The sequence below is a fragment of the Amycolatopsis sp. NPDC051128 genome (assembly GCF_040682715.1).
Taxonomy (GTDB): Bacteria; Actinomycetota; Actinomycetes; order Mycobacteriales; family Pseudonocardiaceae; genus Amycolatopsis.
In genome coordinates, this window is the sequence record NZ_JBFBBN010000036.1 from 56,833 (window position 1) to 71,385 (window position 14,553).

General features: G+C 71.6%; 14 protein-coding genes and 2 tRNA genes. 9 read left to right on the plus strand and 7 right to left on the minus strand.

All coding sequences use genetic code 11. The features are described from left to right. Window positions 1–88 precede the first annotated feature (88 nt). A complete protein-coding gene (locus AB0M82_RS30580; protein ID WP_364729115.1) occupies window positions 89–1,426 on the plus strand; it encodes a sigma-70 family RNA polymerase sigma factor in 1,338 nt (445 codons plus the stop codon). Window positions 1,427–1,457: 31 nt separating this feature from the next. Here AB0M82_RS30580 and AB0M82_RS30585 read toward each other — a convergent pair whose 3' ends face one another. Continuing rightward, window positions 1,458–3,761: a PQQ-dependent sugar dehydrogenase gene (locus tag AB0M82_RS30585; protein ID WP_364729118.1), complete on the minus strand. Its 2,304-nt coding sequence runs from the start codon at window positions 3,759–3,761 to the stop codon at window positions 1,458–1,460. A 465-nt stretch (window positions 3,762–4,226) separates the two neighbouring features. On the opposite strand from AB0M82_RS30585, the gene AB0M82_RS30590 reads away from it, so the two are divergent. After that, window positions 4,227–5,051 carry a hypothetical protein gene (locus AB0M82_RS30590; RefSeq protein WP_364729121.1) on the plus strand — a complete coding sequence of 275 codons (825 nt, stop codon included), beginning with the start codon at window positions 4,227–4,229 and terminating at the stop codon, window positions 5,049–5,051. 61 nt (window positions 5,052–5,112) lie between these two features. After that, window positions 5,113–6,360, plus strand: a complete 1,248-nt coding sequence (locus AB0M82_RS30595; protein WP_364729124.1) for a hypothetical protein — start codon at window positions 5,113–5,115, stop codon at window positions 6,358–6,360. Between the two features lie 54 nt (window positions 6,361–6,414). Here AB0M82_RS30595 and AB0M82_RS30600 read toward each other — a convergent pair whose 3' ends face one another. Beyond that, window positions 6,415–6,633, minus strand: coding sequence for a hypothetical protein (locus AB0M82_RS30600; RefSeq protein ID WP_364729127.1), 219 nt, complete (start codon window positions 6,631–6,633; stop codon window positions 6,415–6,417). A gap of 21 nt (window positions 6,634–6,654) precedes the next feature. Continuing rightward, window positions 6,655–7,083 (minus strand): DUF6010 family protein, encoded by a 429-nt coding sequence (locus AB0M82_RS30605; protein ID WP_364729130.1) that lies wholly within the window; start codon window positions 7,081–7,083, stop codon window positions 6,655–6,657. Between the two features lie 131 nt (window positions 7,084–7,214). Here AB0M82_RS30605 and AB0M82_RS30610 point away from each other — a divergent pair, with 131 nt between their 5' ends. Next, a complete protein-coding gene (locus AB0M82_RS30610) occupies window positions 7,215–7,856 on the plus strand; it encodes a helix-turn-helix domain-containing protein (protein ID WP_364729133.1) in 642 nt (213 codons plus the stop codon). Window positions 7,857–7,874: 18 nt separating this feature from the next. Here the strand turns inward: AB0M82_RS30610 and AB0M82_RS30615 are convergent, their stop codons facing one another. After that, entirely contained in the window at window positions 7,875–9,317 is a 1,443-nt protein-coding gene (locus AB0M82_RS30615) for a DHA2 family efflux MFS transporter permease subunit (protein ID WP_364729136.1), read from the minus strand. A gap of 214 nt (window positions 9,318–9,531) precedes the next feature. Here AB0M82_RS30615 and AB0M82_RS30620 point away from each other — a divergent pair. Further along, window positions 9,532–9,606: transfer RNA gene (locus AB0M82_RS30620), tRNA-Val, on the plus strand. Between the two features lie 38 nt (window positions 9,607–9,644). Beyond that, a tRNA-Val gene (locus AB0M82_RS30625) sits at window positions 9,645–9,716 on the plus strand. A gap of 97 nt (window positions 9,717–9,813) precedes the next feature. Here the strand turns inward: AB0M82_RS30625 and AB0M82_RS30630 are convergent. After that, a complete protein-coding gene (locus AB0M82_RS30630) occupies window positions 9,814–10,413 on the minus strand; it encodes a TetR family transcriptional regulator (RefSeq protein ID WP_364729139.1) in 600 nt (199 codons plus the stop codon). Between the two features lie 78 nt (window positions 10,414–10,491). Between AB0M82_RS30630 and AB0M82_RS30635 the strand changes: the two genes are divergently transcribed. After that, the gene (locus AB0M82_RS30635) at window positions 10,492–11,286 is read left to right on the plus strand and encodes a class I SAM-dependent methyltransferase (protein ID WP_364729142.1); all 795 of its coding nucleotides are present in this window, start codon (window positions 10,492–10,494) and stop codon (window positions 11,284–11,286) included. A gap of 88 nt (window positions 11,287–11,374) precedes the next feature. Then, window positions 11,375–11,632 (plus strand): DUF4287 domain-containing protein, encoded by a 258-nt coding sequence (locus tag AB0M82_RS30640; protein WP_364729145.1) that lies wholly within the window; start codon window positions 11,375–11,377, stop codon window positions 11,630–11,632. A gap of 16 nt (window positions 11,633–11,648) precedes the next feature. Here the strand turns inward: AB0M82_RS30640 and lexA are convergent, their stop codons facing one another. Further along, window positions 11,649–12,305 (minus strand): transcriptional repressor LexA, encoded by a 657-nt coding sequence (gene lexA, locus AB0M82_RS30645; protein ID WP_364729148.1) that lies wholly within the window; start codon window positions 12,303–12,305, stop codon window positions 11,649–11,651. Between the two features lie 107 nt (window positions 12,306–12,412). On the opposite strand from lexA, the gene AB0M82_RS30650 reads away from it, so the two are divergent. After that, window positions 12,413–14,041, plus strand: coding sequence for an NAD-dependent malic enzyme (locus AB0M82_RS30650; RefSeq protein WP_364729151.1), 1,629 nt, complete (start codon window positions 12,413–12,415; stop codon window positions 14,039–14,041). A gap of 13 nt (window positions 14,042–14,054) precedes the next feature. Here AB0M82_RS30650 and AB0M82_RS30655 read toward each other — a convergent pair whose 3' ends face one another. Further along, on the minus strand, window positions 14,055–14,543 hold the full coding sequence (locus tag AB0M82_RS30655; RefSeq protein WP_364729154.1) for an N-acetyltransferase family protein: 489 nt from the start codon (window positions 14,541–14,543) through the stop codon (window positions 14,055–14,057). Between the last annotated feature and the right edge of the window lie 10 nt (window positions 14,544–14,553).

Consider the following 14,553-nt stretch of genomic DNA (forward strand, 5'->3'; position numbering starts at 1 on the left):
TTCGCCGCAGCGACCTTGCGCCGCGACACCGGGTACGCGAATATCGCGGGATGTTCTGCACGTGCAAGCGCACGGGCGAGGGGGTGTGGTGACCGAGGTGGCGCCGGCGGTGGCCGGGACGACGGACGTCCCGAGTGACGCGGTCTTGATCGAGGCGGTGCGCGGCGGGGACATCGCGGCATACGGCGAGCTCTACGACCGGCACCTCGTCGCCGCCCGCCGGGTGGCCGCGGCGATCGCGGCCGACGAGGCGGAACGGGACGACCTGGTCGCCGAGGGATTCACCCGCGTGCTCCGGATTTTGCGCACCGGCGAGGGGCCGGACGAGGATTTCCGGCCTTATCTGCTGACGACCATCCGGAACACGATGATCAGCTGGCGCCGGCGCGACTCGGCTGTCTCGCTGGTCGCCGAGGTCCCGGACGTCCTGCCGGGCACGGGGAGCGACGACCAGGTCGGCAGCCGGATGCACGCCACCGTCGCCGCGGACGCGTTCGCGAGCCTGCCCGAGCGGTGGCGGACCGTCCTGTGGCGGACCGAGATCGAGGGCGAAGCGCCCGCGCGGATCGCCGAGGACCTCGGGATGACGCCGAACGGGGTCGCCGCGCTCGCCTACCGCGCCCGGGAGGGCCTGCGTCAGGCCTACCTCGACCAGCACGTCCCCATCGTGCGGCGGCGGACCTGCCGCGCCGTCTCCGCCCAGCTGGCCCGGTGGGTGCGCGACGGGATCGGCGACCACAAGGCCCACCGGATCGCGGCCCACCTCGACCGGTGCGAGGACTGCCGTGAGCTGGCCTCCGGCCTCCGGCAGCTCAACCAGGAACTGCCGGTCGCGATCGCCCCGCTGATCCTGGGTGTCCCGATCGTCTCGCAGTGGTTGTCCACCTCCGGGTCCCTGGCGTCGTCCGGCGCCGCGGCCGGCGCCACCGGCACGGGCGCGTCCGCCCTGTCGTGGGCCACGGCGGCGAAGGTGGCCGTCGCGGGCGCGGCGCTGGTCACGACGGTGACCATCGGCGCGAGCACGTCCTCCGACGCCCCGCCGCCGCTCTCCGGCGGCGAAGGCACGACGACCCAGCCCGCGCGGACCGGGCCGCAGGCCGGGGCTCCGCCGGGCGGCGTGGCGCCGACGCCGGATGTGTCGGGCACGCCGGCGCCCGGCGCCTCGGGTGTGGAACCGACCGGTGCGCAGCCGGCCGGGGAGTCGGCAGGGGCCGCGGGCTCCGGGGAACCGGCGGCCACCGGGAACGGCAACAACGGCAACGGCAACGGCAACGGCAACAACGGCAACGGCTACGGCTACGGGAACAACCCGGACAAGGAAGCCGCGAAGGAGTCCAAGCAGGCGGCCAAGGAGTCGTCCAAGGCGGCGAAGGAATCCGCCAAAGAGTCGAAGAAGGCCGAGAAGACGAAAAAGCCCGGGGAATGACCCGGCCCCGCGCGGGAGCCGGGTCATCCGCTCAGCAGGGTTGCAGCACCCAGCAGAGGCGGTAGTTCGCCTGGTAGCTCGCCGACGTCGACGGCGCGACGATGTTCTGCGTCCGCGCCCCGCCGTGCGCCCAGCTGGTGAAGGCGTACTTCAGGTTGAGCGGGGGCAGGTTCTGCGGGCTGTCCGCGCTGATCGAGTTGGTGGATCCGGCGATCACCGTCCGGGAGAACGGCGTGCGCTGCTGGGTCCCGCCGACGGTGAGCATCGCCTGGCTGGGGCTGGAGGTGAAGTTCAGCGTCACGGTCTTCGGCTGCAGATCGACGGTCTTCGTCCCGGTGCGGCCCGTGGAATCCGTCGCGGTGAGCGTCAGCTGCAGGTACGACGGGTACTCGTGGTCCGGCGCGACGAACGAGCCCGACGCGACGCCGGTGAAGTCCTGGACGTTGTGGGTGTGGCAGGTGCCGTTGGGCGCGCAGTGCCGGATCGCGAGCCGCCAGGACAGCGCCGAAGGCGGCAGCTGGCCGTCCTGGGCGTCGACCGCGTGGCCGGCGAAGGGTACCGTCTGGCCGACCGACCAGGTCAGTGCGGCGTCGGGGGCGTCGATGACCGGTACCGGGTCGAGCCCGGCCGGGGTGCCGACGGTCACCCGGACTGTCGTGGTCGCCGTCGCGCCGTGGGAGTCCGTCACCCGCAGCCCGGCGTCGACGACCGCCGCGGCGGAGTAGGTCCAGGTGGGGCGCGGTGCCGTCGAATCGTCGTAGGCGCCGTCAGCGTCGAGGTCCCACGCGTAGGTCAGCACGTCCCCGGCGTCCGGATCGGTGGAACCGGTGCCGTCGAACTGGACGTCGAGCGGGGCCGGTCCGCTCGACGGCGTCGCCGTGGCCACCGCGACCGGCGGGCGGTTGGCGCCGCCGGAGTAGCTCACCCGGCGGAGCTCGCCGCTGCCCAGCGCGACGTAGAAGAGATCGCCGCCCGGACCGGTGAGCACCTGCACGGGCGTGCCGGCGCCCGTCACGAAGGGCACCAGGCGGCTCGGGCTCGGCTGGCCGCCGACGGTCTGCATCGCCCAGATGCAGCCGCGGGAGGAGTCCGCGAAGAACAGCGCACCGGCGTACTCGGCCGGGTAGTTGCTGCCGGACTCGAAGGCGATCCCGCTGATCGACGAGCCGCCGGTGGGACACGGGTCGTTCGCCACGACCTTGGCGTTGTGGTTGTAGGCGTAGTACGGCGCCGTCTGCCCGCCGGCGGAGTACAGGGATTCGCAGCGGTCGAGGTTCGCGCCGTCGTAGCCGGCTTGCCGGGCGGTGCCTTCGAAGCAGGGCCAGCCGAAGTTCTCCGCGACGGCGTCGTCCGCGTCGGCGACGCGGTTGATCTCCTCCCATGTGTTCCAGCCGACGTCGCCGGCCCACAGCTCGCCGGTGCCCGGCCGGAACCCGAAGCGGAACTGGTTGCGCGAGCCGTAGGCGATCACGCGCCGGGCGTCGGCGTCGGCACTGTTCGCGAACGGGCTGCCGGGCAGGCCGGCGCCGGTGTCGGGGTCGAGGCGCAGCAGCGCGCCGTTGAGCAGCACGGGCTGTCCGGCGGGGAGGCGCGGGGACTGCGAACGCAGCGCGCCGCCTTCGGCCGACGGCGGGGTGAGGTTCGTCCCGGCGGGCGACGGCGGGTCGGCGCAGGGGTTCCCGACCTGGCCGTAGTCGACGAAGTTGAAGCTGGCGCCGTCCCCGCCGCCCGCGTACAGGGCGCCGTCCGGGCCGAAGGCCAGCGCCCCGACCGAATGGCTGGGGAACTGCTGGCACCAGCCGGTGACCAGCGGTTTCTCGCTGACCGCGGTGCCGGCCGAGCCCATGGTCAGCTGGGAGACCCGGCCCGTCACCACGCAGCCCTGGTCGGTCGCGCCCGGAGGGCTCGGGCAGGTGTCGCCCCACTGCGGCGCGGCGCCGCCCGGCAGCGCGTCGAGCGTGTAGGAGACGTAGACGTACGGCCGGGCGGGGAAGGCGGGGTCGACGGCCAGCCCGAGCAGGCCGCGGTCCCAGAAGTCCTGGGTCGGGGTCCGCAGGTCGGCGAACACCGTGGGGGTCGGGTCGGTGAGGGAGTCGAAGACCTTGACCAGGCCGCTCTTCTCCGCGACGAAGACCCGCCCGTCCGGGGCGAACGCCGCGGCGGTCGGCGAGGTCAGGCCGCCGATCGCGACCGTGTCGGCGAACCCGGTGGGCACGGCGGCGGCGGGTGCCGCGGCGGCGACGGCCACCGCGAGGGCGCCGGCGAGTGGCACGACCACCCCCAAGGCCAGCGCCTGCTTTGATCTTCGTGGAACCATGAAGCGACGAGAACTCATCACGAACTCCTGATGCGCGGGGACCGGACAGGCGCGAACGCCGTCCCCTATGGCGCGAGAGGCCCAAAAGCTGTTACGCAGCCCCCGAAGATGCACACGAACGGCCGAAAACCGTTGCGGGGAAATAACTTACCGCCTGCGCTCGCGTCGCCGCCGCGGTGCGGCCATCCTGGTTCCCGGTACGTCCGTGACCCGAGGAGGCCGCCCGTGGCGAATCCGCCGACGACCATGCACGCCTGGCGCGTCACCCGGCCGGGGCCGATGGCTTCGAGGCCCCTCGACTGGTCGCGGGTGACCCGGGGCGACGCGGACCGGTTGCCGCGCAACCGGTTCCGCGGCTACCCGGGTACCTTTCGGCACGGCGATCCCGCCCCAAAGGGCGCCCTCTTCGGCATGTCGCGGGCAGGCGGGCCTCCGCGATCGTGAATTGGCCGACATACGCCGATTCCCGATGCGAGGCAGCCGATGCGCATCATGTACGACGCGGTCACCGCGCGGAACATCCTCAAGAAGGACCGGCGGCCCGCACTGGTGGCCGGCTACGTCGACCGGATCAAGCTCGCGCCGTGGACCGCCGCGGACTGGGCGCTCTTCCCGGACGCCGTCAAGGTGCGGATCGTCAAGAAGGCGTCGACCGACGACGGGCACGTCCTCGACGTGGAACCCGGTGACGCCACGCCCGCGCAGGCGCCGGGGTGGGCGGCGATGCGGCGCCGGTCCGGGTTCGCGTACCCGGTCGTCTACTGCAACCGGTCGACCTGGCCGAAGGTCAAGAAGGCCTTCGCCGACCAGGGCGTCGAACCGCCGCTCTACTGGATCGCCACGGCCACCGGAAAACCGGAGATCCCGGCCGGCGCGATCGCCGCGCAGTACCTGCTCGACGTCGAGCCCGGCATCGACATCTCCGTCGTCGCCGACTACTGGCCCGGCGTCGATTCCCCGTCAGTGTCACGCCAGCCCGCCGAACCCGGAGTGGAGATCATGGAACGCATCACCGTCACCCCGCCCAACGCCGGGTCGAACACGATCCGGCTCAACCTGTCCGGCGGCACCGGCGCCGCCGTCGTCGTCCGCCCGCGGATCAACAAGGACGGCGTGGCGCAGCCGATGTGGGTCGGCAACATCTTCGCCTGGGGCTCGGACAAGACCGGGGTCGGCCACAACCCCAAGTCCGACCCGGGCTACAACGACCGGATGACCTCCCACCGCCGGTTCGCCCTGCCCGGCGCGGTGTGGGCCGACCTCGAATACAGTGCCGCCGAACCGTTCGAAATCGACGTCGTCGGCTGATACAAGACCGTACAAACGCCGGTGTACGAATTTTGGATCCGCCTGTGGCGGAATGACGCCCATGCGAATTCCGAAAGTCATGCTCCTCGCGCTGGCCGTGGTGGCCGGCGCGCTGGCGCTGCCCGGCACGGCCGGCGCCGCCTACAGTGACCCGCTGACGACGACGACCAAGCAGGGCCTGGTGTGGCACGCCACGCCGGCCGCCGCGTTGACCGCGCTCGACAGCGCGCTGCCGAACGTCAGCCTCAACACCGTCGTGAACGACACCAGCTACGCGATGACCGGTTGCACCAGCGCCGAGAAGGCCGCGCTGCCGAAGGCGCCGGTGGCCACCAAGGCGCTGTGCTGGGACTCCGAGCGGGCGGGCAGCACGGCGTGGGTCCCGCAGGGCATCACGACGTCCGGCGACGCCGACAACGACGGGATGTGGGGCGCGGACAAGATCATCCTGTCCGGCTGGCACGGCACCGAGGCGCTCGGGCGGTACAACGACGCGCGGATCCAGGCGATCAACTACAACGACCCCGCGTCGGCCGCGCACCGGATGATGTACCTGGCCGTGCCGAACAGCACCGGCAGCAGCTTCTCCGCCGCGCAGGCGCACATGGGCGGGATGGCCTGGTACGGCGACAAGATCTACGTGACCGCGGAGGGCAACACCTCGACCGCGATCCGGGTGTTCAGCACCAAGCACATCCTGCAGCTGACCGACACGACGTCGAACGCGATCGGCAAGACGTCGGGCGGATATGCCGCGTACACCTACAAGTACGCGATGATGCAGGTCGGCTACTACACCTACGCGGGCGGCACGTGCAGCATGGCGTCCGACACGGGCGTGCCGTGCTTCTCGTCGATGTCGCTGGACCGCAGCACCACCCCGGCCAGCGTGGTGACGACGGAGTACTTCTCCGACCAGAGCCTCCACGGCCGCCTTTACCGCTACCCGATGGGCACGGACTACCTGCTGGCGGCGTCGTCCGGCACCGTCGCGGCGACCGAGGCATTCCGCAGCTCCGTGGGCAACATGCAGGGCGTGCTGTCCAACAACGGCAAGTGGTACGTCGCCCACAGCTCGGCGACGATCAACGGCCAGCTCTGGAGCCAGACGACGACGTCGAGCAAGGCGGCGACGTGCGGGTCGACATCGGCCTGCTGGGCGGTCCACCCGGAGGCACTGACGTACGACTCGTCGACGGGACTGGTGTGGTCCCAGTCGGAGTGGTCGACAGCCGATTGCACGGCCAAGGGCCAGACCTGCGGCCGCTCGGTGTTCGCCATGCCGCTGTCGTCGATCCCCGCGGCGTGAGCCACCGCTGAAGCGGGCCGGCGAGCAGCGTCCCTGTTTCGCCGGCCCGCTCCCTCAGCCGCCGGGGTGGCCGCACCGGTACACGGCCGCCGAGGCCAGCATCTTGCAGGCGGGGCACGTGTTCACCGGCCGGTCGCGGCGGCCCCAGTAGGGGTAGCGGGCTCCGCACAGCGCGGTCAGCACCTCGCCCGGCCGCGGATCGGGGTGGCATCGCGGGCAGTAGGCGTGCGCGGCGCGTTCGACGGCCGTGCTGTCGGCGCTGTCGGCACTCATTGAGACTCCTCGGGTCGGCGGTCACCGGGGTACCCGTGGCGCCGGGGCGTCAACCCGCCCGAACCGCGAGCGCAGGGCCGTGACGACGGACCGGCCACCGGTGAAGCACCAGATCGCGATCACCGGGTCGCAGATCGCGCAGCCGAACGACGAGCCGTGCGCGAACGGCAGGATCGGCTGGCCCTTCAGGTGGTGGACGACGTCCCAGCCGGTGTGCAGGAGCCAGCCGACGCCGATGAACGTCCACGAGTCCAGCCCGCGGAACGCGACGTAGGTCAGCACGGCGCAGAACGCCACTTCCCACGGCCCTAGCGCGCCGCCGGAGAGGTAGGCCGCGCCCGCGCCGCCCACCAGCACGGCGTTGAACCGCCGCCGGTGCGGTTCGGCGATCAGGGAGTTGAGCAGGACGTAGAGCAGGCCGATCAGGATCGGCGCCGGCACCTCGATCATGGTGGATCACGGTAGGAACCGGCCGGTCCGGCGGCCAGTGGCCATCTCGCCATCCTCCACCGGATTCTCGCCATGACCCCAGCTCCGTAAGGTGGGAGCCGGCAGACGATCAGGGTGACCGGGTGGGTTGGATGAACGTGAAGGCGGACCGCGCGAGTGCCACGCGGGAGAGCATCCTCGTCACGGCGGAGCGGCTGTTCGCCGAGGACGGCGTGCACGCGGTGTCCAACCGGCACATCAGCGAGGCGGCCGGGCAGGGCAACAACGCCGCGGTCAACTACCACTTCGGCACCAAGGTCGACCTGGTCCGCGCGATCGTCCGCAAGCACACCGGGCCGATGGAGCGGATCCGCGCCGAGCTGGTCGAGGCCATCGACGGCGACGGCGACCTGCGCGACTGGGTGGCCTGCCTGGTGCGGCCGAGCACGACCTACCTGCAGCAGCTGGGCGCCCCGACGTGGTTCGCTCGGTTCAGCGCCCAGGTGCTGACCGACCCGGTGCTGCGCGCGATCATCGTGGAGGAGTCGCTGTCCTCGCCGGCGCTCGCCCGCGCGGTCGACGGGCTCTACCGGTGCCTGGACGGCCTCCCGGCCGACGTCCGCGCCGAGCGCGGCGACATGGCCCGCCAGCTGATGATCCACATGACGGCGGAGCGCGAGCGGGCGTTGGCGGAGGGCACCGAGACACCGCGGGCGAACTGGGACGACGCGGGTACGGGCCTGGTCGACGCGATCACCGGCCTGCTCCTGGCCCCGGTGACCCCGGCCGCCTGACCCGGACCCGCGCTGTCTTCAGTGCTTCGGCGCGGGCGGGGTCGTGGAGCGGCGGATCAGCCAGGTGCCGGCGAAGGCCACGAGGCCGATGCAGCCGGCGACGACGAAGGCGGCACGCAGGCCCGAGGCGTCCGGGCTGCCCGCCGTGGTGTCGTTGCTGCCGAGCGTCGCGACGCTGACGAACACCGCCGTGCCGAGCGCCCCGGCCACCTGCTGCAGCGTCGACAGGATCGCGCTGCCGTGGGAGTACAGGTGTTCGGGCAGCGAGCCGAGCGACTCGGTGAACAGCGGCGTCATCATCAGCCCGAGCCCGGCCATCAGCAGCACGTGGATCCCGATCACCGCGATCAGCGGCGAGTCCGGCCCCAGCGCGGTGAACAGCCACAGCGACACCGCCATCGCCCCCGCCCCGGGGATCACCAGCGGGCGCCCGCCGACCTTGTCGAACAGCGCGCCCACCGGACGGCCCAGCAGACCCAGCACCAGCCCGCCCGGCAGCACGGCCAAGCCGCTGACGAACGTGCTCGTGTGCAGCACCGTCTGCAGGTAGAGCGGCAGCAGGATCGCCGCCGCGCCGATCAGGCACACGAACAGCAGCGCCGTCAGCACCAGCGCGACGACGAAACTCCGGTGCGTGAACGGCCGCAGATCCAGCAGCGCGCGGTCACGGCGCTGCAGCCGCAGCTGGCGCCACGTGAACACCACCAGCGAGACGACGCCGACGACGATCGGCAGCCACGACGGCACCAGCGGTTCCGCGCCGGCCTGCTCCCCGGTCGCCGACAGCCCGTACAGCACCCCGCCGAACCCGATCGCGGACAGCAGCACCGACGGCACGTCCAGCGGCACCCGGCGGCGCTCGCTGTCCAGGCGCAGCATCAGCGCGCCGGCCACCAGCGCGGCGACCGACAGTGGCAGCACGATCCAGAACATCCAACGCCAGCCCAGCGACAAAAGCACCGCGCCGCCGATGGTCGGCCCGATCGCCGGGGCCACCGCGATGACGATCGTGATCGTGCCCATCGTCGCGCCGCGCCGCTCCGGCGGCACCAGCCGCATCACCGTCGTCATCAGCAGCGGCAGCATCACCGCCGTGCCGCACGCCTGCACGACGCGCCCGGCCATCAGCATCCCGAACCCGGGCGCGAGCGCGCTCAGCAGCGTGCCGAGGCTGAACGCCGAAAGCGAGAAGAGAAAGACCTGCCGAGGCGAGAAACGCTCGAGCAGGAACCCCGTGGTCGGGATGACGACCGCCATCGTCAGCAGGAACCCGCTGGTCAGCCACTGCACGGTCGTGGTGGGGACCCGCAGGTCGACGGTCAGATCGCGCAACGCGACGCTCAGGATCGTCTCGTTGAGGATCATCACGAACGCGGAGAGCACGAGAACTCCGATGAGGAGCCCCGGGCGCGCCGGGGCGCGATTCAGGTCGGCAGGCGGGGTGGACACGGTGTCGGTCATCGAGACGGGAGCTCTCCTGGTCGGCCGCGCCGGCGGCAGGGCCGCCTTCGGCGCCGGCGACGGTCGGGGGGTGAAGGCGGGTGTCCCTGGCAGTCTGCCCGTTTCCGCCCCTTCGTGTCACGGCGGTTTTCGCGGTGCGGCCGGTCACCCCGGGGCCCTTGAGACGGCCTCGGCGACGTCCGATATGCTTGCCCTCAGTACGAAGTTCCGCAGCGCGCGATTAGCTCAGCGGGAGAGCGCTTCCCTGACACGGAAGAGGTCACTGGTTCAATCCCAGTATCGCGCACCACGAATTCCACCCCCGGAGTTCGTGGAAGTTCGTACCACGGGCGATTAGCTCAGGGGGAGAGCGCTTCGTTCACACCGAAGAGGTCACTGGTTCGATCCCAGTATCGCCCACGAGATTCGCTGGGAGAGCCATGTTCGCGGAACGCGCGAACATGGCTCTTCTCGTTGTGTCCTGTGGGGGCTGCAGGTCTACATCGGACTGCTGGGGTCAGAGCAGGCGGCGTTGGACCACGTCCGCGATCACCGTGTGGACCAGCTTGGGCAGCTCGTGTTCGTCCGGCAGGGTGTCGCGGCGGCGGCCCGCGAACAGCAGGTGGCCCGCGCCGATCAGGGACAGCGCCAGGGAATCCACCTCGGCGTCCGCGGCGATCCGGCCCTGGGCGCGCTCGGCTGTCAGGTAGTCCGCCAGCATCGCGCGTGCCTCCGCGAGGATGGGGAGGCCCTCGCCCGGGCGACGCAGCCGCGCGCGCAGCTCGTCCCGGAAGAACACGAGACTGACGAGCGCCACCGACACCGGATCGAACACCTCCGTCAGCGCGTCGACGAGGTTCTCGGCCGGGGTCCGCGTCCCCGCCGCGGCACGCAGGAGCGCCGCCTGGTCCGCCAGCCGCGCGATGCGGTCGCGCACGAGCTCCGCCAGGAAGGCGTCGAAGTCCGTGAAGTGCCGGTGCAGCACGCCCTTCGCGACGTCGGCCTCGGTGGTGACCGCCCGGCTGGTCAGCGCGTTCGGCCCGTCGCGGAGCAGGATCCGCTCGGCGGCGTGGAACAGCTGCTGGCGCACGTCGCGCAGGTGGACCCCGGTCGGCATGGTCCCCATTCTCCGTTACGCCCACCGCGAACGCCCACGCGGTTGCCCAAGTGGGCAAGCGCCCATTAAAGTGGGCGCATGCCCACTCAGCCCCATGAAGCCCGCTCTGTAGCCGAATCCTTCGGGACCGACACCGAACGCTACGACCGCGCTCGGCCGAGCTATCCCGCCGAACTGGTGGACCGCGTGGTCGCCGCGAGCCCCGGCCCGGACTTCCTCGACGTCGGCTGCGGCACCGGGATCGAGGCGCGCCAGTTCCGCGCCGCGGGCCGCCGGGTGCTCGGCGTCGACCCCGACGCGCGGATGGCCGCCTTCGCGCGCGCCACCGGAATCGACGTCGAGGTCGCGAAGTTCGAGGACTGGGACGCCGCCGGGCGGACCTTCGACGCGGTCGTCGCGGGCCAGGCCTGGCATTGGGTCGATCCCGTCGCCGGCCCGGTCAAGGCGGCCGGGATCCTGCGTCCCGGCGGGATGCTCGCCCTGTTCGCGCACGTCTTCCAGCCGCCCGCCGTGGTGGCGGACGCCCTTGCCGAGGCCTACCGGCGGGTGCTGCCCGGCTCGCCGTTCGCGGCGGAGTCGAGGACGGCCGCCGACGTCTACGACGCCATGTTCACCCGGTTCGCCGACGGGATCCGCGAAGCGGGCGGCTTCGGGGAACCCGAGCGGTGGCGGTTTGACTGGGAGCGGTCCTACACGCGCGACGAATGGCTGGACTTCCTGCCCACGACCGGCGGGCTGACGCGGCTCGCGCCCGACGCCCTGGCGGACGTGCTCGCCGGCGTCGGCGCGGCCATCGACGGGATCGGCGGCGGCTTCGTGCTGCCGTACACGACGCTGGCGGTCGTCGCGACAGTGTCGGCCGAGGCGTCTTGACAAAAAAAGTTGTCGGTGACACCTTGGTCGTCAGCACCGGAAGCCGAACATCCTTCGGCGCGACCCTTCATCGACCTACGGAGTCACGATGTCCTTCCAGACCTACCTCGACAACGCCGAGAAGCAGACCGGCATCACCCCGCGCGGCTTCCTCGACCTGGTCGCCGGCCGGAACCTCACGAAGCACGGCGAGATCGTCGCCTGGCTGAAGACCGAGCACGGCCTCGGCCACGGCCACGCGACGGCGATCGCGCGGCTGGCCACGAAGGGGCCCGAGTTCGTCGCCGAGCACCACACCGGCGGTGTGCTCCACCTCGACGGCCTGGCCGCCCGCACCGGTCAGTAACCGCGGCGGTGGCGGGTCAGACGCTGCGCAGCACCGAGACGACCGTGCCCAGGATCGTCGCGCGATCGCCGTCGATGACGTCGTAGGCGGGGTTGCGGGGCTCGAGGTATACGTGGCCGTCACGGCGGCGGTACACCTTCACCGTGGCCTCTTCGTCGATCATCGCCGCGACGATCTGGCCGGAGTGGGCTTCGCTCTGCTGCTTCACCACGACGATGTCGCCGTCGCAGATGGCGGCGTCGATCATCGAGTCACCGCGGACGCGCAGCCCGAAGACGGTGCCCCGGCCGGTGAGACCGCGCGGCAGCTGGAGAACGTCGTCGACGTGCTCCTGCGCCGAGATCGGCGTACCGGCGGCGATGTCGCCGACGACCGGGACGGGGACCGAGTCGCCGTCTTCGCGCGGCGAGCTGCCGTGCAGGAAGTCGCGGACGTCGATCGGCCGCGACACCGTGGTGCCGCGGCGCAGGAAACCCTTGTCCTCCAGGCTCGCCAGGTGCCTCGACACCGACGACGTCGACTGCAGGCCGACGGCGTCGCCGATCTCCCGCGTGCTCGGCGAGTAGCCGTGCCCGACCACCCAGTCCCGGATCGCGAGGAGGATCCGCTGCTGCCGCGGCGGCAGGGCCGAGGTGTCCAGGTGCTCGAACGGATCGACGTCGTAGGTGGTCACCGCCGGAATCCTAGAGGGCGGCGGTGCCCCGTCGGCGCACTGCCCCACGGCGGCTCCTGTGGGAAGGTCGGAACCGGACGAGAACCTGCCGGCCCCCGGAGAAGCTGATGGTGCACAAAGGACAGAACAGGTTGTTCGACGCGTTGACGACGAAGGGGACGGCGTTCACCCGCGACGAACGGGGTGAGCTGGCGCTGCTCGGGCTCCTGCCGTACGCGGTGAAGACCCTGGACGACCAGGTGGCGCACACCTATCAGGAGTTCTCCCGGCGCCGCGACGAGCTGGACCAGCACATCTACCTGAGGGCGCTGCAGGACCGCAACGAAACGTTGTTCTACCGGCTCCTCGCCGAGCACGTGGAGGAGATGCTGCCGATCGTCTACACGCCGACGGTGGGGGAGGCGTGCGAACGGTTCAGCGACATCTACCGGCGGCCGCGTGGCCTGTTCGTCGCCTACCCCGACCGGGGACGGCTTCGCGAGGTCGTCCGGAACCGCCCGGACCGCGACGTGGACGTCATCGTCGTCACCGATGGGCAGCGCATCCTCGGCTTGGGCGACCAGGGCATCGGCGGCATGGGGATCCCCATCGGCAAGCTTTCGCTGTACACGCTCATCGGTGGCATCGACCCGGCCAGGACGCTGCCGGTCGTCCTGGACGTCGGCACGGACAACGTCGAGCGGCTGGAGGATCCGCACTACCTCGGCTGGCGCCACCGCCGGATCGGGGACGACGAGTACTACGCCTTCGTGGACGAGTTCGTGACGGCTGTCCGCGAAGAACTGCCGGACGTGCTTCTGCAGTGGGAGGACTTCGCGACGGCGCACGCCCTGCCCATCCTCGAGCGCTACCGCGACCGGATGCTCACCTTCAACGACGACATCCAGGGCACCGCGGCGGTCACGCTCGGGGCGCTGCAGGGCGCGGCCAAGGTCGCGGACCGCCCGCTCGCGCGGCAGCAGGTCGTCATGCTCGGCGCGGGCTCCGCCGGCATCGGCGTGCTCGAGATGATCCGCCGGGAAATGGTGGCGCAGGGGCTGTCCGACGGCGAAGCCGCCGAGCGGATCTGGGTCGTGGACATCGACGGGCTCCTCACCGACGACCGGGCGGGGCTCTCGGCCGGGCAGCGGCGGTTCGCCCAGCCGGCGCAGCGCGTCCGCGGCTGGGACGGCACCGGGCTGGCCGACGTCGTCCACCACGTCGACGTGGGAGTGCTCCTCGGCCTGTCCACGGCGGCCGGCGCGTTCACCGAGGAGATCGTCCGGGAGCTGGCGGGCAAGACCGAGCGGCCGATCATCTTCCCGCTTTCGAACCCCACCAGCCGGGCCGAAGCCCATCCGCGCGAACTCGACGAATGGACCGGCGGGCGGGCGCTCGTCGCGACCGGCTCTCCGTTCGCGCCGGTCGAGCGCGGGGGGAAGAAGCGCCGCGTCGCCCAGTGCAACAACGTCTACATCTTCCCCGCGGTGGGGCTGGCGGTGACGGCGGTGCGGGCCACCCGCGTCACCGACGAAATGATGCGGGTGGCGGCCAAGACGCTGGGCGACGCGTCGCCGGCGCTGGCGGACCCGGACGAACCGCTGCTGCCCGCGTGGGACGACGTCCCCGAGATCGCCACGCGCATCGCCACGGCGGTCGCGGGGCAGGCGGTGAAGGACGGCGTCGCACCGGAGATGAGCGAGGACGAGGTGGCCGAGGCGGTGCGGCGGACCCGGTGGGCACCCGAGTACCGCTGACGTCCTGGTGAACTCAGCCCAGTTCGCGCTGCATCAAGATCGTGTCGAGCCAGCGGTCGTGCTTGAAGCCGACGCGTCGCAGGACCCCCGCGTCGGTGAAGCCCGCCGCTCGGTGCAGGTTGCGGGACGCCGGGCTGCCGGAGTCGACGATCACCGCGATCGCCTGCCGCGCCCCGGCCTCGCCGCAGCGCTTCAGCAGTTCGTCGAGCAGCCGGCGTCCGTGGCCGCGGCCGGTGGCGCTCGGCGCGAGGTAGATCGTCGTCTCCACCGAGTGCCGGTACGCCGGCTTCGGCCGCCACGGCGCGGCCAGCGCGTACCCGGAGATCTCGCCCTCTTCGGCGAGGACGAGGAAGGGCCACACGCTCTCGCGGATCTTCGCGCGCCACTGGTCCGCGGTCGGTGGCGTGGTTTCGAACGTGACGACCGAGTCGGTGACGTACGGCGCGAAGACGGCGGCGATGCCTTCGGCGTCGGCCTCCGTTGCTTCCTCGATAGTGGACATGAGTAGTATT

What these genes read in the sequence shown, in the direction of transcription:
- AB0M82_RS30615 (WP_364729136.1), bottom strand. Translation starts at nt 9,317, where the DNA reads ATGACCGACACCGTGTCCACCCCGCCTGCCGACCTGAATCGCGCCCCG.
- AB0M82_RS30650 (WP_364729151.1), top strand. Translation starts at nt 12,413, where the DNA reads ATGGTGCACAAAGGACAGAACAGGTTGTTCGACGCGTTGACGACGAAG.
- AB0M82_RS30590 (WP_364729121.1), top strand. Translation starts at nt 4,227, where the DNA reads ATGCGCATCATGTACGACGCGGTCACCGCGCGGAACATCCTCAAGAAG.
- AB0M82_RS30655 (WP_364729154.1), bottom strand. Translation starts at nt 14,543, where the DNA reads ATGTCCACTATCGAGGAAGCAACGGAGGCCGACGCCGAAGGCATCGCC.
- AB0M82_RS30605 (WP_364729130.1), bottom strand. Translation starts at nt 7,083, where the DNA reads ATGATCGAGGTGCCGGCGCCGATCCTGATCGGCCTGCTCTACGTCCTG.
- AB0M82_RS30635 (WP_364729142.1), top strand. Translation starts at nt 10,492, where the DNA reads ATGCCCACTCAGCCCCATGAAGCCCGCTCTGTAGCCGAATCCTTCGGG.
- AB0M82_RS30640 (WP_364729145.1), top strand. Translation starts at nt 11,375, where the DNA reads ATGTCCTTCCAGACCTACCTCGACAACGCCGAGAAGCAGACCGGCATC.
- AB0M82_RS30600 (WP_364729127.1), bottom strand. Translation starts at nt 6,633, where the DNA reads ATGAGTGCCGACAGCGCCGACAGCACGGCCGTCGAACGCGCCGCGCAC.
- AB0M82_RS30630 (WP_364729139.1), bottom strand. Translation starts at nt 10,413, where the DNA reads ATGCCGACCGGGGTCCACCTGCGCGACGTGCGCCAGCAGCTGTTCCAC.
- AB0M82_RS30585 (WP_364729118.1), bottom strand. Translation starts at nt 3,761, where the DNA reads ATGAGTTCTCGTCGCTTCATGGTTCCACGAAGATCAAAGCAGGCGCTG.
- AB0M82_RS30595 (WP_364729124.1), top strand. Translation starts at nt 5,113, where the DNA reads ATGCGAATTCCGAAAGTCATGCTCCTCGCGCTGGCCGTGGTGGCCGGC.
- AB0M82_RS30610 (WP_364729133.1), top strand. Translation starts at nt 7,215, where the DNA reads ATGAACGTGAAGGCGGACCGCGCGAGTGCCACGCGGGAGAGCATCCTC.